We start from the raw sequence: 22,289 nt of genomic DNA, 5'->3' as shown, positions 1-22,289 counted from the left end.
AAGGAACCAGCATGGAGAAGTTCAGCACGCACACCGGAATCGGCGTTCCGCTGCGCCAGTCGGACGTGGACACGGACCAGATCATCCCGGCGGTCTACCTCAAGCGCATCAGCAAGACGGGGTTCGAGGACGCACTCTTCGCCTCCTGGCGCAAGAACCCCGACTTCATCCTCAACCAGGAGCCCTTCAGCCAGGGCAGCGTCCTGGTCGCCGGCCCCGACTTCGGCACAGGCTCCTCCCGTGAGCACGCGGTCTGGGCATTGCGCGACTACGGGTTCAAGGCAGTGCTCTCGGCCCGCTTCGGGGACATTTTCCGCGGCAACTCCGGCAAGCAGGGCCTGCTGACCGCTCAGCTGGCCCAGGACGACATCGAACTCATCTGGAAGGTCCTGGAGAATGCACCCGGGACCGAGATCACCGTCGATCTGGAGGCCAAGATGGTCACCTGCGGCAGTGTGGTGGCACCCTTTGACGTCGACGACTACATCCGGTGGCGGCTGCTCGAAGGCCTGGATGACATTGCGCTGACCCTGCAGTACGAGGACCAGATCACCGAGTATGAGCGGAAGCGGCCCTCCTACAAGCCGACGACGCTGCCAGCGCGCTTCTGAGATCTCACCTCCTTCCGGCCACGAGTCCGGCCACGAGCCACCGGTTGCACCAGCCCGGTGGCTCGTGGCACGGTGGGGAAACTATGCTTGGCTGTGGCTGGCTCGATCGTTGAGGGCTGACTGGAGCCACCAAAAACAGAACGGGTGTTATGAACAGGCAACAAACCAGGACCGTCAAGGTCATGTTCATGTTGCTGGCGGACACCCTACGACCACTGATCAATCTGGTGCTCGCGAAGACCTGGCTGGACACGGACAAGCTGCCACGCGAGAGCGGTTTTATCGTCTGCGCCAACCACTACACCGAGATCGACCCGGTCATTGTGGGACACATGCTCTACAACAAGGGCTTCCCACCGCACTTCCTGGCCAAGGCCTCACTGTTCAAAGTCCCGCTTTTCGGCAAAATGCTCTCCGGCTCGGAACAGATTCCGGTCGATCGTAACGGACCGCTGGCCAGGGGCTCACTGGAAGTGGGACGCAAAGTGCTCGATGACGGAGGCGCCATCGTGATCTATCCGGAAGGCACGCTCACCAGGGATCCGGATCTGTGGCCCATGCACGGGCACACCGGCGCCGCCCGTCTTGCACTCGCCACCGGTGCGCCGATCATTCCAGTGGCGCACTGGGGAGCACAGGAGGCGCTGCCCCGCTACGCCCGGATGGTGCATCTCTTTCCCCGCAAACGGGTCACCGTTCAGGTGGGTGACCCGGTGGACCTCTCAGATTTCCTGGACCGTGAGCGGGACAAAGAACTGTATGAGGAAGCCACCGAGCGCATCATGGCGGCGTTGACGGCAATGGTGGCGCACCTGCGCGGCGAAGAGCCGCCAGCCACCCGCTGGGTGCCTGCAGAACACGGCCAGGCCGTCACCGGCCGGGATCTCGGCGTGCCAGAGTCTGAGGCAGCGGCGGCAGAGCCGGAACAACCAGAGCCGGAACAACCAGACACGGGGCACACCCCGGGAGGAGCCAGATGAGGCCGCAACCGAGCGTCGTCGCCGTCCTGGGGGCCGGTAGCTGGGGGACCACCTTCGCCAAAATCCTCGCTGACGGAACTCCCGGCCTGACCGTGCGCCTGTGGGCCAGACGACCGGAGATTGCTGCGCGGATCAACAGCAGCCACCGCAACGAGGCCTATGTTCCGGGGATTGACCTGCCGGAGAGCATTGTGGCTGACGCGGATATCAAGCGGGTGCTGGACGGAGCTCGCCTGGTGGTCCTGGCGATCCCGGCACAAAGCCTGCGTGCCCAACTGCACGAATGGCGGCCTTTCCTGGACTCCGAGGCTGTAGTGGTCTCACTGATGAAGGGTCTGGAACTGGGCACTGATGCCCGGATGAGCCAGGTCATCGCTGAAGAATGGGGCTTGGGACCGGATCGGATCGCGGTGATCTCAGGTCCTAATCTGGCGATGGAGATCGCCCGCGAGGAACCCACCGCCTCGGTGGTGGCCAGCTCAGCTCCGGAGGTCGCCAGCTGGGTGGCGGGCCTGTGTACCCCGCATTACTTCCGTCCCTATACCAACACCGATGTGGTCGGGGTGGAGATCGGCGGCATCGTCAAGAACATCATCGCGCTCGCCGTGGGCATCTGCGAGGGCCGTGAGCTGGGGGACAACACCAAGGCCTCCGTCATCACCCGCGGCCTGGCAGAGACCACTCGGCTGGCGCTGGCCCTGGGCGGTGAGGCGGAAACCATGGCGGGGCTCGCCGGGCTCGGTGACCTGGTCGCGACGTGTTCCTCGCCGCTGAGCCGCAATCACACGGCGGGACGGCTTCTGGCACGCGGACTCAGTGTTGAGGAAGTGGCCCGTGAAATGACCCAGACCGCTGAGGGCATCAAATCGTGCGCTGCGGTGCAGAACCTTGCGGAGCAACTTGGCGTGGACATGCCCATCACCACAGCGGTCAAGGCCGTCCTGGACGGCACCTTGCTGGTGGACCGGCTTGGTCCGCTGCTCCTGTCCAGAGAACTTAAAGCGGAAGGCGAATACAGCGCGTGAGCTCCTCCATTTCTCCCACTGAATCTGCACCTGAATCTGGGGCAGGGACCTCCGGAGTCCCGGCTCGCCCACGGGTAGCGCTGCTGTTTGGCGGACGCTCCAGTGAACATGCCATCAGCTGCCTGACAGCCGCGAGCGTGCTCTCCGTCATCGATCCTGAAAAGTTCGACGTGCTGCCGATCGGAGTGAGTCGGGAGGGCCGCTGGGTGCTCGCGGATCCGCAGTCTGCTCAGCTGGCGCGGGGAGAATCCCGGCTGCCGGAGGTGGTGGCCGACTCAGCCGCCGTCGTGTTGCACAGCGGTTCCGGCCACAGCGAGCTGCTGAGCACGGAGCCCGGTGAAGTCCCGCGCGTGCTGGGCGAGGTGGATGTCGTTTTCCCGCTGTTCCACGGTCCCTTCGGCGAGGACGGCACGATCCAGGGACTGCTGGAACTGGCGGACGTGCGGTATGTCGGCGCCGGTGTTCTGGCCTCCGCCGTCGGCATGGACAAGGCCTTTATGAAGCTCATTTTCCGTTCTGCGGGCCTGAGCGTGGGTGATTTCGAAGTGGTGACGGACCGCGACTGGCGCTTCCACCGCGAAGAATCCCTGGCCCGATGCGCGGCGCTCGGCTGGCCGCTGTTCGTCAAACCTGCGCGGGCCGGCTCCTCCGTTGGCATCAGCCGGGTTACCGAGGCCGCGGATCTTGCCGCCGCCATCGAATTCGCCCGGGCAGAGGATCCCAAGGTGATTGTGGAGGCGGCCATCGTCGGTCGGGAGATCGAATGCGCCGTGCTGCAGGGCCGTGACGGTGCAGCCCCGCGAACCTCGCTTCCGGGGGAGATCGTGACCTCGGACAGCCATGCCCTCTACGACTTCGAGGCCAAGTACCTGGATGCCGACGGCGCGGTGCTCAGCTGCCCCGCGGACCTTCCGGCCGAGGCGATTGAACGCATCCGCCAGCAGGCCGCGCAGGCTTTTGATGCAGTGGGTGCCGAGGGCCTGTCCCGGGTGGACTTTTTCTATACCGGGTCCGGTGATGTGGTGATCAACGAGATCAACACCATGCCCGGGTTCACGCCCTCCTCGATGTACCCGAGGATGTGGGCGGCCAGCGGTCTGGACTACCCTTCGCTGGTGGAGGAACTGTTGACTCTTGCCCTGGAGCGACCGGTCGGCCTGCGCTGAGTCTCAGCCGGTGGATCTCCCGCTGGAAGCCAGCGGGAGACTCTGCTCAGCCGGTCGGTGAGGCCGTCGCCAGATCAGGGACGCCCAGGCATCGATGATCGCCCTGTGGGATCTTGGCTGCGGCACCGGCCAGCTGTGGCAATACCGTGCTGGAGGCAACCACCCGGTCATCGAGCACAATCTCGGTGGCGGGGGTCCGCCCGTAGGTGGTGAGGGTGAAGATATGCGGATCCTGCTTGCTCGGCGTGATCACCCAGTCGATGCCGTTGACCGTGGCGCAATCGGACGTCGTCGGAGGCGGTGATGCCACCCCACAGCGCAGCACCACGGCGGTCGGGTCCCCCCAGGCGGCGGTTCCCTGCGAGGCGGTTTCACGCAACGGAAAACCACCGAGGGAATCGGGCAGGGCGATCATTTCCGGGGCACAGGCAGCATTGGCAGATGCTGGTGCGGGAGCGACGTCGACCGCCGGCGCGCAGGCCGCCAGCGTTCCGGTCACGGACAGTGCGCCGATCATCAGGATGACGGACCGGGACCAACGCGGGGAAAGAAACACGTCATTCAGCCTATCGCCTGGCATCCGGCACCCCCAATGCTGGTCATGTGCAGGTCTTTGCAGAACACTGTCAGGCCCAGGTACTACCGTGGAGGGCGTGATGAGTAGCCCAGACCCGGCCCCACCCGGCGCAGAACCGATCCCTGCGGAGCAGGCGGACACCGGGCTGCTGGTCTCGGAGCTGAGCGAGGGGGAATTGCTTGCGCGGATTTTTCCGCGGCTGGCCAATTCTGCCGAGCGGAGTGCTGTACTGCTCGGACCGGGCGATGACGCCGCCCTGGTGGCGGCTCCGGATGGACGGGTCCTGATATCCACGGACACCCTGGTGCAGAACCAGGACTTCCGACTCCTCTGGAACAGCGGGTTCCGTTCCACCGGGTTCGATGTGGGCTGGAAGGCCGCTGCCCAGAATCTGAGCGATATGAATGCCATGGGTGCGGAAGCAACGGCCCTGGTGGTCAGCCTTTCCCTGCCCGGAACCATCCCGGTGAGCTGGGTGGAGGGCGTGGCCGATGGGCTGGTGGCCGGCATCGAGCGGCTGGGGGCCCAGCGGTGTTCGGTGGTGGGTGGGGACCTTTCCGCCGCTTCCGAACTTTCGCTGACCATCACGGTGCTGGGTGATCTGGGCGGTCGTGCACCGGTACTGCGCAGCGGCTCACGGGCGGGTGATGTACTGGCGCATTGCGGGAATCTTGGCCGGGCCAGCGCCGGATGGGCTCTGGTGGAGCATCCTCTGAATTTCCGGTCCTGGACTGAGGGCCAGCGCAGTCTTGTGGACCTCTTTGCGCGGCCTGTACCACCGCTGAGTGCCGGGCCAGCCGCAGCCGCAGCCGGGGCCACCGCCATGCTCGATGTCTCAGATGGCCTGCTTCGTGACGCTCAGCGACTGGCCCGCGCCAGCGGCGTCTCCCTCGAGCTATTCCGGGAGGCGCTGGCGGAGCTTGCAACGCCCCTGGAAGAGATTGCCTCGCTTCCGGAATTCAACGGGCTGGAAAGGATTCTTGGTGGGGGAGAGGACTACGGTCTGCTGGCTACTTTCCCCGCCGGTGGAGCCTTGCCTGATGGCTTCCGAGTCATCGGTTCGGTAGGCTCTGATGACGAAGAAGCGGGTCGAGTGACACTGGACGGCCAACCACGAGTTGCCATGGGATGGGATCATTTTGCCGACTAAAATTGCCGCCAACGCTGCGGCATTGCGGCGCTGGCTGGCCCGTTGCGAAGAGACCCTGGGCAACCACAGCGACCGGCTCAATGCGATCAATATCTTTCCGGTGGCCGATGGCGATACCGGCACTAACCTCTACCTGACGGTACGCGCCGCTCACCAGGCGGTGGCAGGAAACCAGGCAACCGATCTGGGCGAGCTGCTGGCCGAGGCGGGCCAGTCCGCGCTGGAGAACGCGCGGGGTAATTCCGGCACGCTGATTGCCGTCCTGCTTTGCTCCATGGCCGAGCCGCTACGCGGTGCACAGCGGCTGAGCCCGCAACTGCTCGCTTCGGCGCTGAGCAGGGCCCAGATCCGCGCCTGGTCTGCGCTGAGCGATCCCCTACGTGGAACCATGCTCTCCGTGCTGGAAGCCAGCGCGGAGGGTGCTGCGACGGCGGATTCAGCCCTTGGCGGTGATGACAGCAACTATGCCCTGTCGGTGACGCTCGACGCCGTGGTGGAAGCTGCCCGGGAAGCGGTGATCCGCACCGAGGATCAGCTGGACCAGTTGCGGCACGCGCATGTGGTCGATGCCGGCGGCGTCGGCCTGCTGCTGGTGCTCGACTGCCTGCGCTCCGTCATCGTGCATCAGGAGACAAATTCCGAGCTGGTGGAAGGGCTGGCCGGCTACGGCAACGAGGTCGGCAATATGCACGCCACCCTGGAAGTGGTGGACGGCTTCGAGCTGATGTGCACCATTTCACTCAGCCCGCTGGACGCGGCAACGCTGCGGATGCGTCTGGATGAGCTGGGCGACTCGGTGATCATGAGCCCGATGGGTCAACCCCAAGAGCCGGAACAGTCAAGGTCTTCCGAGCAGCAGGAGACCTACCGCTGGCGGGTGCATGTCCATGCACCGGCGGCGGAGCCTGCCCTGGCGGCCATCGAAGCACTCGGTGTGCCGGATCATGTCTCTGTCACGCCCCTGCGAATTGCCACGCATGACGAGCCGGACTTCTGAGGCGGAGCTGCCCCTGGACCGGCTGCTGGGTAAGCCGACGGCCACAGCGCTGGGGCGTGAATTTGCGCTGAGCACGGTGGCGGATCTGCTGGATTTCTTTCCGCGCAGGTATCTCAACCGTGGCGAACTCACCCCGATCCGGGAATTGCCCCTGGATGAGGAAGCGACCTTGATCGCCCGGGTGGTCTCGGTGGCGACCCGGCAGATGCGTCAGCGCCGTGGCAGCATCACCGATGTAGTGGTTTCCGACGAACTGGCGGGTAGTGGTTCGTTGAAGATCAGCTTCTTCAACGGTTGGCGTGCGGAGCGGGAACTCCGGCCGGGCACCCTGGCCATGTTCTCCGGGAAGGTCGGTTTCTTCAACCGGGCGCTGACTCTGACCAATCCTGACTACACCCTGCTGGAAGACGATGCCGCCAACGGTTCGCTGGATGCGGAAGCGCTGGCCCGGCAACCCATTCCGGTCTATCCTGCAACCGCCAAACTTCCCAGCTGGAAGAGCGCCAAGGCGGTCTCTGCCATGCTCGACGCCATCGACCTGACCGATTGGGCGGATCCGTTGCCGGAGGAACTGCTGGCCGCTCATCGGCTACCGGGACTGGCACAGGCGTATGGCATGATTCACCGTCCCACCGAGCAGCAGGACTGGAAGGACGCGCAGCGACGGTTCCGGTACCAGGAGGCGCTTCTGCTGCAGACGGCACTGGCCAGACGCCGGGCCGATGCCGCCGCGCAACACACGCGGGCCCGCCCCGGCAGGCCCGATGGGCTGCTCCGTGACTTTGATGCGGCCCTGCCTTTCACCCTGACCGACGGCCAGCAGCAGGTGGGCCGGGAACTGGCCGCTGAGCTGAGTGCCGTGCATCCCATGCAGAGGCTGCTTCAGGGCGAGGTGGGTTCGGGCAAAACCTTGGTGGCTTTGCGCGCCATGTTGCAGGTCATCGATTCCGGCGGGCAGGCGGCGCTTCTGGCCCCCACGGAGGTCCTGGCCACTCAGCATGTGGAATCCATCACCAGGGCACTGGGTGATCTGGGGCTGGGGCCGCTGCTCAGCGGTCTGGCTCATGCCACCCGGGTCGTGCTGCTGACCGGGGCCATGCCTGCTGCCGCGCGTAAGCAGGCCTTGCTGGACATCGTGTCGGGGGAGGCCGGCATCGTGATCGGCACCCATGCGTTGCTGGCGGATCAGGTCCAGTTCTTCGATCTGGGGCTGGTGGTGGTCGATGAACAGCACCGCTTTGGCGTGGAACAGCGCGATGCCCTGCGATTCAAGGCGGACACGCCACCGCATCTGCTGGTCATGACGGCCACCCCGATCCCACGCACCGTGGCCATGACGGTGTTCGGGGACCTGGAGACGTCCATTCTGCGGGAGCTGCCCGCCGGGCGTGCCCCCATTTCCACCTTCGAAGTGGGTCTGGCCGAGAATCCCGGCTGGTGGAACCGGCTCTGGGCGCGCAGCCGGGAGGAGGTGCAGGCCGGGCATCAGGTGTACGTGGTCTGTTCGCGGATCGGCGATGGGCTCGCGGCCGAGGATGACGGCGAACCGACCCTGGTGGCTGCCGAACCGGAGGCTGCTGCGCCATCATCTGATGCACCGGAGGCCGCAGAAGGGACAACCTATGCCGTGACCGATGTTCTGGAGCTGCTCCGCCGGACGCCGGAACTGGCGGGCCTGCGGATTGAAGCCCTGCACGGTCAGCTGGACCCCGCGCGGAAGAGCCAGATCATGGCGGATTTTGCCCGTGGGGAGGTCCACGTTCTGGTCTCCACCACGGTGATTGAGGTGGGCGTGGACGTGCCGAACGCCACGCTGATGGTGATTCTCGATGCCGATCGCTTCGGCATGTCCCAGCTGCACCAGCTGCGAGGCCGGGTGGGCCGCGGGGGGCTGCCCGGAACGGCCTTGCTGGTGACGTCCCTGGAACCCGGGCACCCGAGCCGACGTCGGCTCCAGGCGGTCGCAGCAACCACGGACGGCTTTGTGCTGGCCCAGGAAGATCTGGCGATGCGCCGGGAAGGCGACATTCTGGGCGCCAGCCAGTCCGGCGGGCGCTCCGGCCTGCGCCTGCTGCGCGTGATCGACGATGCCGCTGTCATTGAACGCGCCCGCGCGGACGCGGCAGAACTCATCGAGTCCGATCCCTCCTTGGAGGGGCACCCGGCCCTGGCCGAGGCGCTTCAGCGCCGACTCAATCCGGAACGGGAGGCCTTCCTTGAACGTGGTTAGCACCGATGCTCAGTCAGTCCGGAGCGGGCGATGAGCCGGATCATCGCCGGGACACTGGGCGGCCTGAGCCTGTCCACGGTGCCCGGTACCGGTACCCGCCCGACGACAGACCGGGTCAAAGAGGCGCTGTTCTCCCGCCTGGAGACCCTCGACGCACTGGAGGGTGCCCGGGTGCTGGATCTCTTTGCCGGCTCCGGTGCCCTGGGGCTGGAAAGCGCCAGCCGGGGAGCGGTCCAGGTGGCCCTGGTGGAATCGGATCACCGCGCGGCGGCCGTCTGTCAGCGCAATGCCGCCCTGCTCACGGACAAAATGCTCAGGGGAAAATCTCCCCGGGGACCGGTAACGGTGTCGGTGGAGCGCACCACCGCGCAAAGGTTTCTGCAACGGGAAACCGGTCAGTGGGATCTGGTCTTCCTGGACCCTCCGTATCCGCTCAGCGAGGCTGATCTCACCGAGGTGCTCGTGGCGCTCGTCCCTTCTCTTTCTGTGGGTGCGGTGGTCGTGGTGGAACGCTCCACCCGGAGTCCCGAGCCGGGCTGGGGCCCTGGACTGCGTCGATTCTCGGAGAAGAAATACGGTGAGACCACCCTCTGGTTTGCCGAACCCGCAGAATAGATGGATGAGCAGCAAGGCAAGATCATGGCGGTGACCGTCAGGCCCGGGCGAAATCCTCCAGCTCCACGCCGCTGAGCACCGTACAGGGGTGCGGCCCCCGCTGGAGCCAGGCCTCGGTCCACTCCTGCGGCCAGCGTTCCGTTTCTGACGAAGTCCCCGGCACAGGGGCCCTCGATCCAACGGCGGCCGATTCAAGGGCCACTGCGGCCAGGACGAGATTTCCCGGGTACCGGGCACTGAACATGGCAGTGGGTCCGGTCAACGCCGCTGCGGGCAGAATGCTGCTCAGGGCACGGGTCTGACTTCGCACCAAGGTCAGCGGCGGGTCATCGCCGATATTGACGGCAAGTACCCCTCCGGGCGCCAGCAGGGTGGCAGCCTCGGCATAGAACTCCGGGCAGGCCACATGGGCAGGGGCCTCCGGCCCGGAGAAGATGTCCAGCACGATCAGCTCATAAGGCTCCCACGCTGCAGCCTCCGGCAGGGATTCACGCACATCTCCGATCAGCGGATGCACCGTGGCACCCGCTGGCAGCGGAAGCTGGGTCAGCACCAGGTCCAGGAGTTCACGCTCCAGCTCAACGGCCACCTGCACCGATCCGGGGCGGGTCACCGCGCAATACCGGGCCAGAGTGAGCGCGCCAGCACCGAGGTGCAGGACCGATACAGCCTCTCCGGCAGGGCGGATGGCATCGAGTAGGGTGCCGATCCGGTTCAGGTACTCGTAGAAGATCCGCTCCGGATGATCCAGGTCCACATGGGACTGCTCGGCTCCACCGATCTCCAGCAGATAGGCACCCTGCTGACCCGGTTGGCGGGAACTGAAGGGGTCCTGAACAATTCTGGCCTGCACACCGGAGACCGAGAGCGAACGCTGGATGCCGTCGAGCCGGCTGGCCGCGGTCACGCCTTGGCCTGTGGGTTCACCGGGTCAGTCCGGTCCGCCAACAGGGCTGGCAGTGCGGCGAGGCGACGAGCCGCCTTCTCAAGCACCTCGGTCTTCTTGCAGAAGGCGAACCGCAAAAGGCTGCGGGTGCGCTGAGCGCCTTCTTCGTGGCAGAACACCGAGACGGGAATGGCAGCCACCCCAATCAGCCCCGGCAGGTCCCGCGCCAGGTTGCGGGCATCCTCGCCGGGCGTACCGCCGATGCCGAGCGGGGCGGCATCGGCCACCACAAAGTAGCCCGCCTGAGGGGAGGAGACCGGCAGGCCGATCGCCTCCAGGGCCGTGCTCAGCAGAGTGCCCCGTTCCCGGAGCGCGGCGGCGATGCCCAGAAAATACTCCTCGGGTGCTGCCAGGGCCTCCGCGACGGGCAGCTGGAAGGGGCCACCGGAGGAGTAGCTGAGGAACTGCTTCACGGTCCGGAGCGCATCCATCAGATCCGCCGACCCACTGGCCCAGCCGACCTTCCACCCGGTGACCGAGAAGGTCTTGCCGGCCGAAGACACCGTGATGGTCCGTTCCCAGGCGCCCGGAAGACTGGCCACCGGCAGGTGCGGAGCATCGAACACCAGGTGCTCGTAGACCTCATCGGAGAGAATCAGCGCACCGTGCAGCCGAGCCTGGGCGACGACGGCCTCCAGGGTGGGGCGGTCAAAGACCAGGCCGGTGGGGTTGTGCGGGTTGTTCAGGATCACCAGACGGGTGGCGGGACTGAACGCCGCAGCGATCGCCTCGGGGGCAGGCTGGAGGAAAGGCAACGATCCGGGTGCGGCCTGAGGGATCGGAATCGTCCGATGCCGCGCTCCGGACAGGGCGATCATGGCGCCATAGGAGTCATAGAAGGGCTCGAACGTGACCACCTCGTCGCCGGGGCCGCAGAAGGCGAGAATGGTGGCAGCAATCGCTTCGGTGGCACCGGTGGTGACGACCACTTCCCGATCCGGGTTCAGTTCGATGCCGTAAAACCGCTGCTGATGGCTCGCAATGGCTTCACGGAGCCCCAGAAGGCCCTTGCCGGGAGCATACTGGTTGGCGTCGCCGCGAATCTGGGCAACCGCCGCTTCCTTGAGTGAATCAGGCCCATCGGTGTCCGGGAATCCCTGGCCCAGATTGATCGCCCCGGTCGCCTGGGCCAGGCTCGTGATCTCTTCGAAGATCGTCGCCTCGAGGCCGCCGTGCTCATTGCGCAAGTTCGCACCGGCCGCAGCGCGGAGCCAGGGAGCGGTCCTCTGCGGTTCTGCGGGAGCGCCGGGCGAGATGAGGGATGGTGAGCTGCCGTGTTCCATACGGCTAAGCGTAGAGGTTGGGGCGCGCGCTGCGTGGTAGTGCGGGAGTCCGACCCGGCCCGGTAGATTGGGAGCATGCGTCGCGCGGTCTGCCCGGGTTCCTTCGATCCCCTCCACAACGGTCACTGTGAGGTCATTGCCCGTGCCGCCGGGCTTTTTGACGAGGTCATCGTCGCGGTGTCGACCAACTACTCCAAGAAGTACCACTTCCCCCTGGAGGAGCGCCTGGCCATGGTCCGGGAGACCTTTGCCTTCCTGGGCGGCATCGTGGTCGAGCCGATGGGTCAGGGGCTGCTGGCAGAGTATTGCCGCCAGCGTGGGGCGGGCGCCATTGTCAAAGGCCTCCGTTCCGCAGCGGACTTTGAGTATGAGAGCGCGATGGCGACCATGAACCGACAGCTGACCGGGGTGGAGACCATTTTCATTCCTGCGGAGGCGCGCTACATTCATCTCTCCTCCTCCATGATCAAAGAAGTGGCGGGGCTGGGCGGGGATGTCTCGGAAGCAGTGCCGCGGGCGGTCCTGAAGCGGCTGGTCAAGGACTAACCAAGGACCCGGCACCCGCCACGCCCGGGCAGAGTTTGGGACAATGCACCATTTCAGGCTAGGATGGTGCGTCGGTCAGTAGTTTCTGCAGGAGTTCACATCAGCACGAATCACCGGAAATCTCCGGATTCAGCACTCGTTATCGCGGTCAAGGATTTGGTCCGCGCTGCGGGGAGTACCAGATTTCTGCAGGAAACCGTCCCCGCTCCCCAGGAGCTTGGCATCCCGCTGATCGGGGTTCCCGAAGGATCGCCCGTCGATCTTGAGGTGAGCCTGGAGGCCGTACACGAAGGAATCTTTGTCTCGGGTACTGCGCAGGTCCACTTGGTGGGCGAGTGCAGCCGATGCCTGGATCCCCTTGCGTATGACCAAGAGGTGGACCTGATGCAGATGTTCTTCTTTGCCTCTCCCGAACAGGGGGATGGCACGGAAGATCAGGATGATGAGGTGCGTCTGGTCGAGAACGACACTGTCGATCTCGAACCGGTGCTCCGCGATGCGGTAGTGACTGCGTTACCGTTTCAACCGGTTTGCCGGGAGGATTGTGCAGGCTTGTGCTCCGAATGTGGAGTGCGGCTGGCCGACCATCCGGGACACCACCATGAGGTCCTTGACCCGCGATGGGCAGCGCTGAGCGCCCTGACGCAGGAAACAGACCAGTAGCAAGTAGTTGTTGCCGTGAGTCAAGTCGCGGTGGCATGGAGACGACGAGAGAAAAGAGACAGCCGTGGCTGTTCCCAAGCGGAAGATGTCCCGCGCCAATACCCGCGCACGCCGGGCCCAGTGGAAGGCCACTGCGCCCAACCTGGTCAAGACCGTCGAAAACGGTCGCGTGACCTACTCGCTGCCCCACCAGGCCAAGGTCGTCACGGACTCTGCCGGGACCGAGCTGTTCCTGGAGTACAAGGGCCGCAAGGTCGCCGACGTCTGATCCTCACGGCTCGTGGGATCAACATTTGATCCGGCCTCTCATGGCCCGGATCCTCGTGAGTTATTGGAGCGTCTCGGTGTCGATATCGATGCCGAGACGCTTCGTCTTGCCCTGACGCATCGCTCGTACGCTTATGAGCACGGTGGCATCCCTACCAACGAGCGCCTGGAGTTTCTGGGCGATTCGGTGCTGGGCTTTGCGGTCACTGATGCGCTGTACCGGGATAACCCTGACCTCGCCGAAGGAGACCTGGCCAAGCGCCGCTCCGCAGTGGTCAGCACCCGTGCCCTGGCCGCCATCGCGCGCGGCCTCGGAGTGGGCGAGTTCATCCGTCTGGGTCAGGGAGAGAAGCTCACCAATGGCAAAGATAAGTCCTCCATTCTGGCGGACACCATGGAAGCCCTCATTGGCGCCAGCTACCTGTGCCACGGCATTGAGGTGGCGCGCCAGCTGGTGATGCGGCTGGTGGGCGGTCTGCTGGCGGATGAGCGGACGCTCGGTGCCGCCACGGACTGGAAGACCAGTGTGCAGGAGTATGCCGCAGCTCATCAGCTGGGCCCCGTGCACTACGAGGTGGTGGGCCAAGGGCCTGATCACGCGCGGGTGTATTCGGCGACCCTGATGATCGGCGAAACCCGGTATGCCCAGGGCACCGGACATTCCAAGAAGGAAGCCGAGCAGGATGCAGCGGCGATCAGCTGGATGACGATCTCGCCTGCTGAGTCGGCGCCGTTGTCCGCTTCGTGATAACAGCGACGGCTGTTGGTTGTGCCTGAACTGCCCGAGGTAGAGGTGGTTCGTTCCGGCCTGGAACGATGGTTGCAGGGCCGCCGCATCCACGAGGTCACCGTGCTGGATCCCCGCTCGGTGAGGCGGCATCTTCCCGGAGCTGAAGACTTTCAACACCGGCTGCAGGGCGCGCAGATCTCTCAGGTGGTGCGGCGCGGAAAATTCCTCTGGATGCCGCTCCGATTCAATGACAATCCCGGTGCGGCTGACGCAGCTTCTGACAGGGCGGCTGAAGATACGGCCCTGGTGGCTCATCTCGGCATGAGCGGGCAGCTCCTGGTGCATGAGCTGGAGCACGATGCCGCAGCTGATTCCGGCTCGCTGGATCCGGGCTTGCTGGGCCCGGCGGCTGGGCCACCGGTCGGGCAGCTTGCTGTGCCAAGGCATCTGAAAATCCGGTACGACTTTCCTGCCGACTCTTCCCAGCCCGGCTACCGGCTTGATTTTGTGGACCAGCGGATTTTTGGCGGAATGTTCCTCAGCGAACTGGTGCCGACCCGGGACGGTCTGCCAGGTGGTTTTGCCGGCGCTCAGCTGGCGGAGCCCCTCATTCCTGCCGACGTGGCACATATCGCCAGGGATCCTCTGGACGAGAACTTCTCCATGCAGGAATTCAGCACCGCCCTGCGCCGCCGCCGCACCGGACTCAAACGCGCCCTGCTTGACCAGGGGCTGGTGTCCGGCATCGGCAATATCTATGCCGACGAGGCGCTCTGGGCTAGCTCCCTGCACTACGAGTTGCCCACCGAGAAGCTCAGTTCTCGGCAAATTGAGGCCCTGCTGGAGGCGGCCCGGGCGGTGATGCGCTCCGCGCTAGCGGCCGGCGGGACCAGCTTCGACTCGCTTTACGTCAACGTCAACGGGTCGTCCGGGTATTTTGAGCGGTCACTGGAGGCATATGGGCGCGAAGATGAGCCGTGTAGCAGGTGCGGGACGCCGATCAAGCGGGAGTCCTTCATGAACCGCTCGAGCCATTTCTGCCCGAAGTGCCAGCCGAAGCCCAGACTCAATAGCTGAACCAGGGCACCGAGGAAATTCGGGATGTCATCGTTGGAGTTCCGGGTGCCGATGACAGGTGGAACTCGGCGCCTTCACCAGACATGTGGATCAGCGTGAGCAGATACGTGCCTTCACGAACGGGGAGGCGAACCGCACCTCGGTCGATCGGTGCTGAATCCTGGAACTGAGCCGCCATGGTGAGTTGTGTGTAGTCCGTGAGCCAGAGGCCTTGTGGGCCGACCTTCACAACGCCGGTAGCTCTCCGATACGGTTCGCCCGACTCTGCGACCTCATCGAAGGTCAGGGGAGCGTCTGCGTGGTCGGGGCCCGGGTAGGCGACGAATAGGCTGCCCAGATTGCTCTGCTGTACGAAGTGCGCGAGAAGTTGATCTAGAGACCAGTCCTCGTCAACGAAGCCCGAGTAGAAGTCAGGTGAGACGACGCAAACGAAACCGTCTTCGTCGACCTGAAGATCTAAAGGTTGAGACATGCGGCACAGAGTATCAGGGGGGCGGGGGTAAATCGTGTCCCATCGCTTTCGTCTGGACGGCGATGCCAACGACGGCGCTCGTTGAGCGTGAGTGGTACCGTTAACATGTACCAGTAGTCCCGGCGGAAGGGGTCCGTGATGTCCATCAGTGCAAGTGAGGCGCGCAAAACGCTGTTCCCGCTCATTGAACGTGTGAACGAGGACCGTGACGCCGTCGAGATCGTTTCTCGCAAGGGGAACGCCGTCCTGATGGCTGCCGATGAGTATGCGGCCTGGCAGGAGACTGCGTACCTGTTCCGTTCCCCTACCAATGCTCGCCGGCTGCTTGACGCCTATGAGCGCGCCCGCGCTGGGGGAGCTGAGATTCACGAGCTTGATCGGTCGGATGAGGGCAGCTGAATGCGCTTGGTCTGGGATCCGCTCGCCTGGGAGGACTACGTGTACTGGCAAACGGCCGACCGGCGGGTCCTGAAACGGATCAACACGCTCATCGATGCCTGTCTGCGTGATCCCTTCACGGGTATCGGCAAGCCTGAACAGCTGAAGTATGGGGCAGCGGGGTGCTGGTCTCGTCGGATCACCGACGAGCACCGCCTGGTGTATCTTGCCAACGACGGTGATCTGACCATTCTCCAAACGCGCTATCACTATTGAGCCGGCCGCGTGTCAGGAGAGGCTGCGCATCGGCGGCTGCTCGGGCCGGGGTTCCCTAGCATGACGCGGCCCGTGGGCACTGGTACGTAACGAGCAGCTCGTGCGCCCGGGCGCTCAGGCGGGAAGCGACGAACCGCAGTGCGATGGGACCTGAGCGCGGGACTCATGCGACAGTTCGCAGATGAGCGATCACTCGAAATGTCAGCTGAACGTCGATGACGTGTATCTGGAATGCTAGTCGGTATGAGCACTCAGGTCATTCCTGTCAACGTCCAGATTCCGGCCTCGGCGACCGCCCCGGTCGTTGCCGACTTCGTTGTGCACGCGCTCCGCGTTGCGTTGGTGAATCGCCGCGATTTGGAGCGGCTCGCCGCCGACGAGTGGGCAGTACCCGGCATCTACATCCTGCTGACTGACGACGGCAGTCAACGGGTCTACGTCGGTCAGGCAGTCGCACTGCGTCAGCGCCTGCTGCAGCACCGCAACAAGGAGAAGCTGCCATGGAAGCGAGCGGTCGCGATTAAGCGCGACACATCGCACGGGTTCAACTCCGCTGAGATCGGCTACCTGGAAGGTCGCGTCGCTGCGGAGGTCGCGGCGATCCCCGGGATAACCGTCGTTGAGGGCAAACGTGATCAGGACACGACGCTACCGCCGCACATGCTCCTGTCGTTGGACGATCTGCTCAGCAGCGTGCTCGCGGCGCTGCGCCTCGCTGGGGTCGACACGCACAAGGAAGCGGACCTACCCGAGTCTTCAGACGCGCCGTTGACCTCGAAGCGGATCTCTCGTGCATTGAAGACGGGATCAGTTCCAGACCTCATGAGTGCGGGACTTCTTCGAGCTGGCGTGTCTGTGCATCTCGCACAAGGTGGACGCGAGGCGACCGGGCGGGTCAGCACATCGGGTGAGATCATCATTGCCGGCGTCGCGTACGCGTCGCCGAGCAAGGCCTCGGCAGTGGCGCTCGGCCTGCAGTCGTCCAATGGCTGGACCACATGGCATGTCGGTTCGCTGGCGGGACCGACGCTCGATGCTCTTCGCACGCAGCTCTCGGAGCCCGAAAGCGATGGCAGTTGATGAGTCGTGCATCCCGAGGCTGACTTCACGCGGATCGTTGACCAACGCGAGGCGACCGGCGGCTTCGAGGTGTCAACCGCGGAACACCTGTGGGTAGGGAAAGACCGATAGATGATGCTGACGCTCCGACCGATCCTCCAAAGCGCCGGTATAGACCCCGCAGAGGTGCTCGTCATTCGCCACGCTTACGTTCGTGAGCATGAGGACACCGGCCTGCCGGGCATTCACGCCGATTCGACCAATGACGAGATCCTGCTCTACACCAGCAAGCAGTCTGTCAGGCCTGGTATCTTCCCCGCCTCACCACCGAAGGTCTGGGTTGTCTTCGTCAAAGAAGGTGGCGACCGTGCACGCCTCTGGTCCGTCGTAGAGAACCGCGGTGAGCTCCCAAGTGCCGGAATTCTGCGCATGTTCGACCTCGTCGTCTCGGAACAGCTTGCTGACCTTCGGGATCGTCTCGTCATTGGGTGGACGGCACCCCGCAGCTGGAAGGTGAACGGAAGGACGGCGGCGAACTATGTGGTCAAGGAGATTGCTGACGCCAAGCCGGTGCCTTTTCCCGGGTTCGATCGCCTGGTCATCAACCATGCGAAACTTCAAGCAGTGATGCGAGAGCCTCGTTATGCCTCGTGGCGAACCGCGCTCGCTTCGGTGATGGGCGTGTACCTCATCACCGATACGAGCGATGGGCGACAGTACGTCGGTAAAGCCGATGGAGGGGAGAATATTCGGCAACGGTGGAGCGCCTACGCGACCAATGGCCATGGCAATAACGTCGAGTTGCGTGGCCTGGATCCAGCGAACTTCCGCTTCTCGCTGCTACGAGTGTTCGACCCTGCGACTCCCACTCGGGATATTGACGCAGCCGAGAGCCACTTCAAGGAAGCGCTCGATACTCGGAAGCACGGGCTAAACCGCAACTGAATCCTGGCGAATTTTCAGGTGTTGGTCTGGTGCGAGCTGTCTGGAACTGCTGGGCGATTCCGGTGCAATGGCTGCCTATGCGTTCTGACGCGAGAGAGGAACTGGCCTCCGCATAAATGTCGGTGGCTGCGGATATGCTGGCCGGACGTTGAACGGGGAGGGAATGCGGAGATCATGGCAGGTGCATCATTCGATGTGAAGAACGCGAAAGACGGTATTGGTAAGGCTGTCGACGGGCTGGGCAAGTTCGCGCGGAATGTTTCGTCGCAAGTCGTGGAGCACGCCGAAGAGCTCAAGGACGCAGCCGCGGACACTGTTGAGCAGCTGACGGCGAAGAAGTCGGACCCCTACGAGGATGCGATTGTCGCGTACAATGCCGCGTTCACTGAGATGAATGACAAGGGCCTCTCCCTTCTGCGCCAGCGGGAGCGATCGACGGACCTGATCGAGCTCATCGCCGTGCTCGTGAACAGCATCGCGAACACGCCGAAGTCCTTCGAGACCGACTTCGATGACATCGACACGCACAAGGGCGACTTCCTTGCGGCCGAGGAATTCGCGAGGAGGGATCTCGCCGCTGCTCGCGGTTCGGCGGCCGGCGCGGGGGCCGGGTTCGCAGCAGGCGCGGCGGTAGCGAGCATGGCACCGACGGCGGCGCTCTGGGTCGCCACCACTTACGGTGTGGCGTCGACGGGAACGGCGATCTCGACGTTGTCCGGCGCCGCGGCGGCCAACGCCGCTCTGGCGTGGCTGGGAGGTGGTGCGCTCGCTGCCGGGGGAGGTGGAACGGCTGCGGGAGGTGCGCTCCTCGCGCTCGCCGGCCCCATCGGTTGGGGCGTCGCGGGCGCGACGCTGCTCGTATCGATTGCGCTATTCGCCAAGAAGAAGTTCGAGAACCGTGAGGCGAAGCAGGAGGCCACCACTGCGGTGAAGCAGAACACCTCGTACATCATCCGGATGGACGCGGAGATCGCTGATCTCCTCGAGCGCACTGCGTCGCTGCGCGAGCGGCTCCGAATCAGTTACGGCGAAGCGCTCGCTTTCTACGGGGCTGATTTCCTCGCGTTGTCCGATTCCCAGCGGTCGCAGCTTGGTGCGCTCGTGAACAACACCAAAGCCTGCGCCGCCATGCTCGCGCAGCGTGTCGAGCAGGGCAGCGACAATGAGTGATGCAGAGCGGCTCATCAAGAGCAATCAGGAGCAGGCGGTCGCCGCGTGGGTGAACTACCTCAATCAACTCCGGTTGGATGGTCTGCTCTACGCGCTGCGCCTCCAGGACGTGAACCTCCGCGACGCGCTCGCCGCTGTCGACGATGCGCTCCGGACGATCAAGGTGGACATCGTCGACAGGAACCGGGGGCACCTACGGGGGATGCACGGGTTCATTGCCGAGGTCGCGGAAGTAGGCGTTGGCAATGCGCGCCGACTGATCCTCGGGGAGGAAACCGGGTACCAGTGGGTCAACAACAACCGGGCCGAGGACCTCCTGCGTGACGGAGTGGCCATCCAGCAGAAGTTCTACGCTGCTCAGGGCAGTTTTGGGCTCGACGCCGTCCTGGAGCACCTCCAGCGATACCCAGACTTCCTCGAGAACGGTGGGCGTTACCAGATCCCGCGCGATCATTTCGAGATAATCCAGAAGCTGCGTGCGATGCCACTGGAAGAGGCGGGCAAACACCTTTCCCGCAGTGGTGACGGCCCGTCGTTCACGGATTGGCAACGAGTGCAAGCGTTCTTCGACACCGGCCCGGTGGACATCGAGTCGGTTGAACCCTCCCACTTCGAGTACCGCGACGTGCAGCGCGGCGCCTACGAAGCGAGACTGGAGGCCGAGAAGGACTCGCTTCGGTCGACCGGCCAGTCCGCTAAGGACGGCGCCTACCAGGTGAGCCGCCCGACACTTCGCGAGGGAGCTCAGGCCACTCTGGCGGCCGCGGCCATCGAGGGCGGCACCACATTCGTCCTCGCCGTGGTCGCCAAGCGACGAGAAGGCAAGAAACTCAAGGACTTCACCGGCGAGGACTGGATCGACATCGCGGGGGACGCCGGGTTCGGGGTCGTTAAGGGCGGGGTGCGAGGCGTAACGATCTACGCATTGACGAATTTCACCGTGACCTCCGCAGCCGCTGCCAGCGCTGTCGTGACGGCTGCCTTCGGTATTGCTGAGCAAGCCAACAGGCTCCGACGCGGCGAGATCGATGAGGTGGAGTTCATCGAGAACTCCGAGCTGGTCGCGCTCGAGGTCGCGGTCAGTGCGCTCTCTTCATTCGTCGGGCAGGCGTTCATTCCGATCCCGGTGCTCGGGGCTGTCATTGGCAACACCGTGGGGATGGTGATGTACCGAGCCGCCGCTTCATCGCTTTCGAAACGCGAAGCCGCGCTGCTCGAGCAGTATCTCCGCGAGCAGCGAGAACTCGACGCAGAACTCTCTGCAGAGTATCAAGAGCTCATCGACCAACTCGACGAAGCGATGGCTGGCTACCTCGGACTGCTCGAGCTAGCATTCTCTCCGGACGTTCAAGTGGCGTTTGCCAGCTCGACCGAGCTGGCAAACGAACTTGGCGTGGCGCCCAACGAGATCCTGGATTCCGAAGAGGAGATCATCGAGTACTTCGCCCATTAGATAGATGCGCCCTATCGACATCAGGCACTGTTGCTTGTCTTGACCCATATGCGGCCCTCAGAAATGGAGGCTCATTCTCCCCACGTCAGCGGAGGCTACCTCGGTGTCGCCCGTAGGCCGTAAAGGCATGCGCGACGTCCGGTTGCTGAGATTACGCGGTGCCGAAGCCAGGAACGAGTTAATATCTGATCGGCAGGAGATCGCCTACATTCTGACGTTCCGCAAGGTTGCGATCTCGGTAAGCTTCCGCCCGCAGGTGACGTGCCCACTCGCGTGCTGGTGACGAAACACGAGGTGAGAGCCGTCGGGTTACGGCGGAGACGTGGGCTCCGGTCATGACACCAGGAAAGCAGACCCGAGGTTCGCGCGCCTCCCGCTGCGTGCTCTCCATAGTCGCCGTAGACCTGTCCTGTCGATCAATGCAAGGGGCTCGTGGCCTATACCTCGAGCGCCTGCGCGAGTTTGCGCCCCTTGGCCGAGTCTGGCTTGGTGCGCCGAGCGTTCGTGCTCGCCAGGTCGGTAACGCTGCCTCGCTATGACCCAGCCCGCGGCCCTTGGTACTTAACGAGCAGCTCATGCGCCCGGGCGCTCCTGCGGGAAGCGACGAACCGCAGTGCGATGGCGGCAAACAGAAGCACGGCGGCCATCGCGGCGAACCCGATGAAGAAGTCCCGCTGGTCCGAGGAGTCCGCCGCGCCGATATTCGCAGCTGCGCCGATCAGGAAGAAGAGCCCGATCACGGTTGCCGGCGTCAGCAACCTCATCCACCAGCCGCCCAACGGAGTACGCACCAGGTTGTTGAACGGAGCCGGGAGCCCTCGCTGTACCCGGCCGGCATCGGCGCTCCATTGACTGATCAGTGACCTGCCCGTGCGTGTCCTGGCGTCCCGCAGGATGCCGCTGATCAGGCGAAGGAGGCACCAAAGGCCGCCGAGTGCCAGCATCGTCCCGATGCCGAACACGTCCTGCCGCGTTGCCACCCACAGGAGAAAGCAGGCAACAGCTGCCCACCCGGTCGCCGTGCCGATCCGCCGGACAACCCGTTCCGGCCCCGGACCGTCAAGCCCCACCGAATGCAGCAGCGCCGTGGCCTGGTTATCGTCGGCGGTCCACCACAGGCGACGTTGCTCGCGCTTTTCGGCACTAAGTAGCGCAGCTTCCTGCTCGGCGTTCCTTTGCCGAAGAGCCGCGAGATTGCCAGGGTAAGGAACCTCGGGCCGCAGCGCCTGCAACCGGAGCACATCCTCCAGGCTCAGTGACCCGGACCGGGCCTGTTCCGCAACCTGCAGGGAGGCCACGTCGTCGGACACCGTGAGGGTTGGTCGCATGACCCGCACACCGGGGTGGCGACTGGCGTAGTCCTGCATGATCGCCCAGGCATAGACAGCGCGCTGCTCGTGCGATGATGAGGCCAGGGTCACCAGCAGCCACACCAGCAACAAGAGGAACGCGACGCCGATGACGAGCATCATGGCGCCGTCCCCGATGCTGGCCGAGGTGGTGGTTCCCGGACGGGAGGCCTCGACCAAGATGTAGATGCCGCCAGTGAGGCACGCCAGGGCGATTAGCGCGGAGAAACCGATCTGCACCGTCCAATAACCGCCGCCGCTATAGGGTTTCTTCGATGTCCGGGGCGAGGTGCCTCGCCGGGACCGTTCAGAGGCAGACATTGC

The 22,289-nt window shown here is 64.4% G+C and carries 24 protein-coding genes; 19 read left to right on the top strand and 5 right to left on the bottom strand.

Going from position 1 to position 22,289, the window contains the following annotated elements:
• Positions 1-11 precede the first annotated feature (11 nt).
• The 4 genes from leuD to QQM37_RS03755 all read left to right on the top strand — a co-directional run bounded on the left by leuD (position 12) and on the right by QQM37_RS03755 (position 3,782).
• The gene (leuD, locus tag QQM37_RS03770; RefSeq protein WP_285725143.1) at positions 12-611 is read left to right on the top strand and encodes a 3-isopropylmalate dehydratase small subunit; all 600 of its coding nucleotides are present in this window, start codon (positions 12-14) and stop codon (positions 609-611) included.
• Positions 612-760: 149 nt separating this feature from the next.
• The gene (locus QQM37_RS03765; protein WP_285725141.1) at positions 761-1,591 is read left to right on the top strand and encodes a lysophospholipid acyltransferase family protein; all 831 of its coding nucleotides are present in this window, start codon (positions 761-763) and stop codon (positions 1,589-1,591) included.
• A complete protein-coding gene (locus tag QQM37_RS03760) occupies positions 1,588-2,616 on the top strand; it encodes an NAD(P)H-dependent glycerol-3-phosphate dehydrogenase (protein ID WP_285725140.1) in 1,029 nt (342 codons plus the stop codon). Before QQM37_RS03765 ends, QQM37_RS03760 begins: the two co-directional genes overlap by 4 nt.
• The gene (locus QQM37_RS03755; RefSeq protein WP_420030115.1) at positions 2,613-3,782 is read left to right on the top strand and encodes a D-alanine--D-alanine ligase family protein; all 1,170 of its coding nucleotides are present in this window, start codon (positions 2,613-2,615) and stop codon (positions 3,780-3,782) included. The genes QQM37_RS03760 and QQM37_RS03755 overlap by 4 nt, the downstream gene beginning before the upstream one ends.
• A gap of 46 nt (positions 3,783-3,828) precedes the next feature.
• Here the strand turns inward: QQM37_RS03755 and QQM37_RS03750 are convergent, their stop codons facing one another.
• Positions 3,829-4,338 carry a DUF3515 family protein gene (locus QQM37_RS03750; RefSeq protein ID WP_285725138.1) on the bottom strand — a complete coding sequence of 170 codons (510 nt, stop codon included), beginning with the start codon at positions 4,336-4,338 and terminating at the stop codon, positions 3,829-3,831.
• 100 nt (positions 4,339-4,438) lie between these two features.
• Between QQM37_RS03750 and thiL the strand changes: the two genes are divergently transcribed.
• The 4 genes from thiL to rsmD are packed head-to-tail and all read left to right on the top strand — an operon-like array spanning position 4,439 to position 9,351.
• Positions 4,439-5,509, top strand: coding sequence for a thiamine-phosphate kinase (gene thiL, locus QQM37_RS03745; RefSeq protein ID WP_285725136.1), 1,071 nt, complete (start codon positions 4,439-4,441; stop codon positions 5,507-5,509).
• A complete protein-coding gene (locus tag QQM37_RS03740; protein WP_285725134.1) occupies positions 5,499-6,506 on the top strand; it encodes a DAK2 domain-containing protein in 1,008 nt (335 codons plus the stop codon). The genes thiL and QQM37_RS03740 overlap by 11 nt, the downstream gene beginning before the upstream one ends.
• Positions 6,487-8,736, top strand: coding sequence for an ATP-dependent DNA helicase RecG (locus QQM37_RS03735; protein WP_285725132.1), 2,250 nt, complete (start codon positions 6,487-6,489; stop codon positions 8,734-8,736). Before QQM37_RS03740 ends, QQM37_RS03735 begins: the two co-directional genes overlap by 20 nt.
• A gap of 30 nt (positions 8,737-8,766) precedes the next feature.
• The gene (gene rsmD, locus QQM37_RS03730; RefSeq protein WP_285725130.1) at positions 8,767-9,351 is read left to right on the top strand and encodes a 16S rRNA (guanine(966)-N(2))-methyltransferase RsmD; all 585 of its coding nucleotides are present in this window, start codon (positions 8,767-8,769) and stop codon (positions 9,349-9,351) included.
• A gap of 37 nt (positions 9,352-9,388) precedes the next feature.
• On the opposite strand, the gene QQM37_RS03725 is transcribed toward rsmD, so the two are convergent.
• Positions 9,389-10,258 (bottom strand): spermidine synthase, encoded by an 870-nt coding sequence (locus QQM37_RS03725; RefSeq protein ID WP_285725128.1) that lies wholly within the window; start codon positions 10,256-10,258, stop codon positions 9,389-9,391.
• Positions 10,255-11,580 carry an aminotransferase class I/II-fold pyridoxal phosphate-dependent enzyme gene (locus tag QQM37_RS03720; protein WP_285725127.1) on the bottom strand — a complete coding sequence of 442 codons (1,326 nt, stop codon included), beginning with the start codon at positions 11,578-11,580 and terminating at the stop codon, positions 10,255-10,257. The genes QQM37_RS03725 and QQM37_RS03720 overlap by 4 nt, the downstream gene beginning before the upstream one ends.
• Positions 11,581-11,655: 75 nt before the next feature.
• Here QQM37_RS03720 and coaD point away from each other — a divergent pair, with 75 nt between their 5' ends.
• The 5 genes from coaD to mutM all read left to right on the top strand — a co-directional run bounded on the left by coaD (position 11,656) and on the right by mutM (position 14,863).
• Positions 11,656-12,126 carry a pantetheine-phosphate adenylyltransferase gene (gene coaD / locus QQM37_RS03715; protein ID WP_285725124.1) on the top strand — a complete coding sequence of 157 codons (471 nt, stop codon included), beginning with the start codon at positions 11,656-11,658 and terminating at the stop codon, positions 12,124-12,126.
• A 156-nt stretch (positions 12,127-12,282) separates the two neighbouring features.
• The gene (locus QQM37_RS03710; RefSeq protein ID WP_285725122.1) at positions 12,283-12,789 is read left to right on the top strand and encodes a YceD family protein; all 507 of its coding nucleotides are present in this window, start codon (positions 12,283-12,285) and stop codon (positions 12,787-12,789) included.
• Positions 12,790-12,853: 64 nt separating this feature from the next.
• Positions 12,854-13,057, top strand: coding sequence for a 50S ribosomal protein L32 (gene rpmF, locus QQM37_RS03705; RefSeq protein ID WP_285725120.1), 204 nt, complete (start codon positions 12,854-12,856; stop codon positions 13,055-13,057).
• Between the two features lie 12 nt (positions 13,058-13,069).
• Positions 13,070-13,804: a ribonuclease III gene (gene rnc, locus QQM37_RS03700; RefSeq protein ID WP_285725118.1), complete on the top strand. Its 735-nt coding sequence runs from the start codon at positions 13,070-13,072 to the stop codon at positions 13,802-13,804.
• A 21-nt stretch (positions 13,805-13,825) separates the two neighbouring features.
• On the top strand, positions 13,826-14,863 hold the full coding sequence (gene mutM, locus QQM37_RS03695; RefSeq protein ID WP_285725116.1) for a bifunctional DNA-formamidopyrimidine glycosylase/DNA-(apurinic or apyrimidinic site) lyase: 1,038 nt from the start codon (positions 13,826-13,828) through the stop codon (positions 14,861-14,863).
• Here the strand turns inward: mutM and QQM37_RS03690 are convergent.
• Positions 14,853-15,335, bottom strand: a complete 483-nt coding sequence (locus QQM37_RS03690; protein WP_285725115.1) for a hypothetical protein — start codon at positions 15,333-15,335, stop codon at positions 14,853-14,855. The genes mutM and QQM37_RS03690 overlap by 11 nt on opposite strands.
• Before the next feature lie 138 nt (positions 15,336-15,473).
• Between QQM37_RS03690 and QQM37_RS03685 the strand changes: the two genes are divergently transcribed.
• From QQM37_RS03685 to QQM37_RS03660, 6 genes are all read left to right on the top strand, one after another.
• The gene (locus QQM37_RS03685) at positions 15,474-15,734 is read left to right on the top strand and encodes a type II toxin-antitoxin system Phd/YefM family antitoxin (protein ID WP_285725113.1); all 261 of its coding nucleotides are present in this window, start codon (positions 15,474-15,476) and stop codon (positions 15,732-15,734) included.
• Positions 15,735-15,989, top strand: a complete 255-nt coding sequence (locus tag QQM37_RS03680) for a Txe/YoeB family addiction module toxin (RefSeq protein ID WP_285725111.1) — start codon at positions 15,735-15,737, stop codon at positions 15,987-15,989.
• Between the two features lie 243 nt (positions 15,990-16,232).
• Positions 16,233-17,069 (top strand): restriction system modified-DNA reader domain-containing protein, encoded by an 837-nt coding sequence (locus tag QQM37_RS03675; RefSeq protein WP_285725109.1) that lies wholly within the window; start codon positions 16,233-16,235, stop codon positions 17,067-17,069.
• Positions 17,070-17,180: 111 nt separating this feature from the next.
• Positions 17,181-17,993, top strand: coding sequence for a GIY-YIG nuclease family protein (locus tag QQM37_RS03670; protein ID WP_285725107.1), 813 nt, complete (start codon positions 17,181-17,183; stop codon positions 17,991-17,993).
• Positions 17,994-18,167: 174 nt separating this feature from the next.
• Positions 18,168-19,163, top strand: a complete 996-nt coding sequence (locus QQM37_RS03665; RefSeq protein ID WP_285725105.1) for a hypothetical protein — start codon at positions 18,168-18,170, stop codon at positions 19,161-19,163.
• Positions 19,156-20,616: a hypothetical protein gene (locus QQM37_RS03660; protein ID WP_285725104.1), complete on the top strand. Its 1,461-nt coding sequence runs from the start codon at positions 19,156-19,158 to the stop codon at positions 20,614-20,616. Before QQM37_RS03665 ends, QQM37_RS03660 begins: the two co-directional genes overlap by 8 nt.
• 533 nt (positions 20,617-21,149) lie before the next feature.
• On the opposite strand, the gene QQM37_RS03655 is transcribed toward QQM37_RS03660, so the two are convergent.
• Positions 21,150-22,286, bottom strand: coding sequence for a hypothetical protein (locus QQM37_RS03655; RefSeq protein ID WP_285725102.1), 1,137 nt, complete (start codon positions 22,284-22,286; stop codon positions 21,150-21,152).
• Positions 22,287-22,289 lie beyond the last annotated feature (3 nt).

The sequence above is a fragment of the Psychromicrobium xiongbiense genome (assembly GCF_030271165.1).
GTDB lineage: Bacteria > Actinomycetota > Actinomycetes > Actinomycetales > Micrococcaceae > Renibacterium > Renibacterium xiongbiense.
The sequence above is the reverse complement of the archived record's forward strand: the minus strand, read 5'-3'. Positions and strand labels throughout refer to the sequence as shown.

Bases quoted from the DNA above. Each gene is read 5' to 3' on its own strand.
- leuD (WP_285725143.1), top strand. From the start codon at position 12: ATGGAGAAGTTCAGCACGCACACCGGAATCGGCGTTCCGCTGCGCCAG.
- QQM37_RS03765 (WP_285725141.1), top strand. From the start codon at position 761: ATGAACAGGCAACAAACCAGGACCGTCAAGGTCATGTTCATGTTGCTG.
- QQM37_RS03760 (WP_285725140.1), top strand. From the start codon at position 1,588: ATGAGGCCGCAACCGAGCGTCGTCGCCGTCCTGGGGGCCGGTAGCTGG.
- thiL (WP_285725136.1), top strand. From the start codon at position 4,439: ATGAGTAGCCCAGACCCGGCCCCACCCGGCGCAGAACCGATCCCTGCG.
- QQM37_RS03735 (WP_285725132.1), top strand. From the start codon at position 6,487: ATGACGAGCCGGACTTCTGAGGCGGAGCTGCCCCTGGACCGGCTGCTG.
- rsmD (WP_285725130.1), top strand. From the start codon at position 8,767: ATGAGCCGGATCATCGCCGGGACACTGGGCGGCCTGAGCCTGTCCACG.
- QQM37_RS03720 (WP_285725127.1), bottom strand. From the start codon at position 11,580: ATGGAACACGGCAGCTCACCATCCCTCATCTCGCCCGGCGCTCCCGCA.
- coaD (WP_285725124.1), top strand. From the start codon at position 11,656: ATGCGTCGCGCGGTCTGCCCGGGTTCCTTCGATCCCCTCCACAACGGT.
- QQM37_RS03690 (WP_285725115.1), bottom strand. From the start codon at position 15,335: ATGTCTCAACCTTTAGATCTTCAGGTCGACGAAGACGGTTTCGTTTGC.
- QQM37_RS03685 (WP_285725113.1), top strand. From the start codon at position 15,474: ATGTCCATCAGTGCAAGTGAGGCGCGCAAAACGCTGTTCCCGCTCATT.
- QQM37_RS03680 (WP_285725111.1), top strand. From the start codon at position 15,735: ATGCGCTTGGTCTGGGATCCGCTCGCCTGGGAGGACTACGTGTACTGG.
- QQM37_RS03675 (WP_285725109.1), top strand. From the start codon at position 16,233: ATGAGCACTCAGGTCATTCCTGTCAACGTCCAGATTCCGGCCTCGGCG.
- QQM37_RS03670 (WP_285725107.1), top strand. From the start codon at position 17,181: ATGATGCTGACGCTCCGACCGATCCTCCAAAGCGCCGGTATAGACCCC.
- QQM37_RS03665 (WP_285725105.1), top strand. From the start codon at position 18,168: ATGGCAGGTGCATCATTCGATGTGAAGAACGCGAAAGACGGTATTGGT.
- QQM37_RS03660 (WP_285725104.1), top strand. From the start codon at position 19,156: ATGAGTGATGCAGAGCGGCTCATCAAGAGCAATCAGGAGCAGGCGGTC.
- QQM37_RS03655 (WP_285725102.1), bottom strand. From the start codon at position 22,286: ATGTCTGCCTCTGAACGGTCCCGGCGAGGCACCTCGCCCCGGACATCG.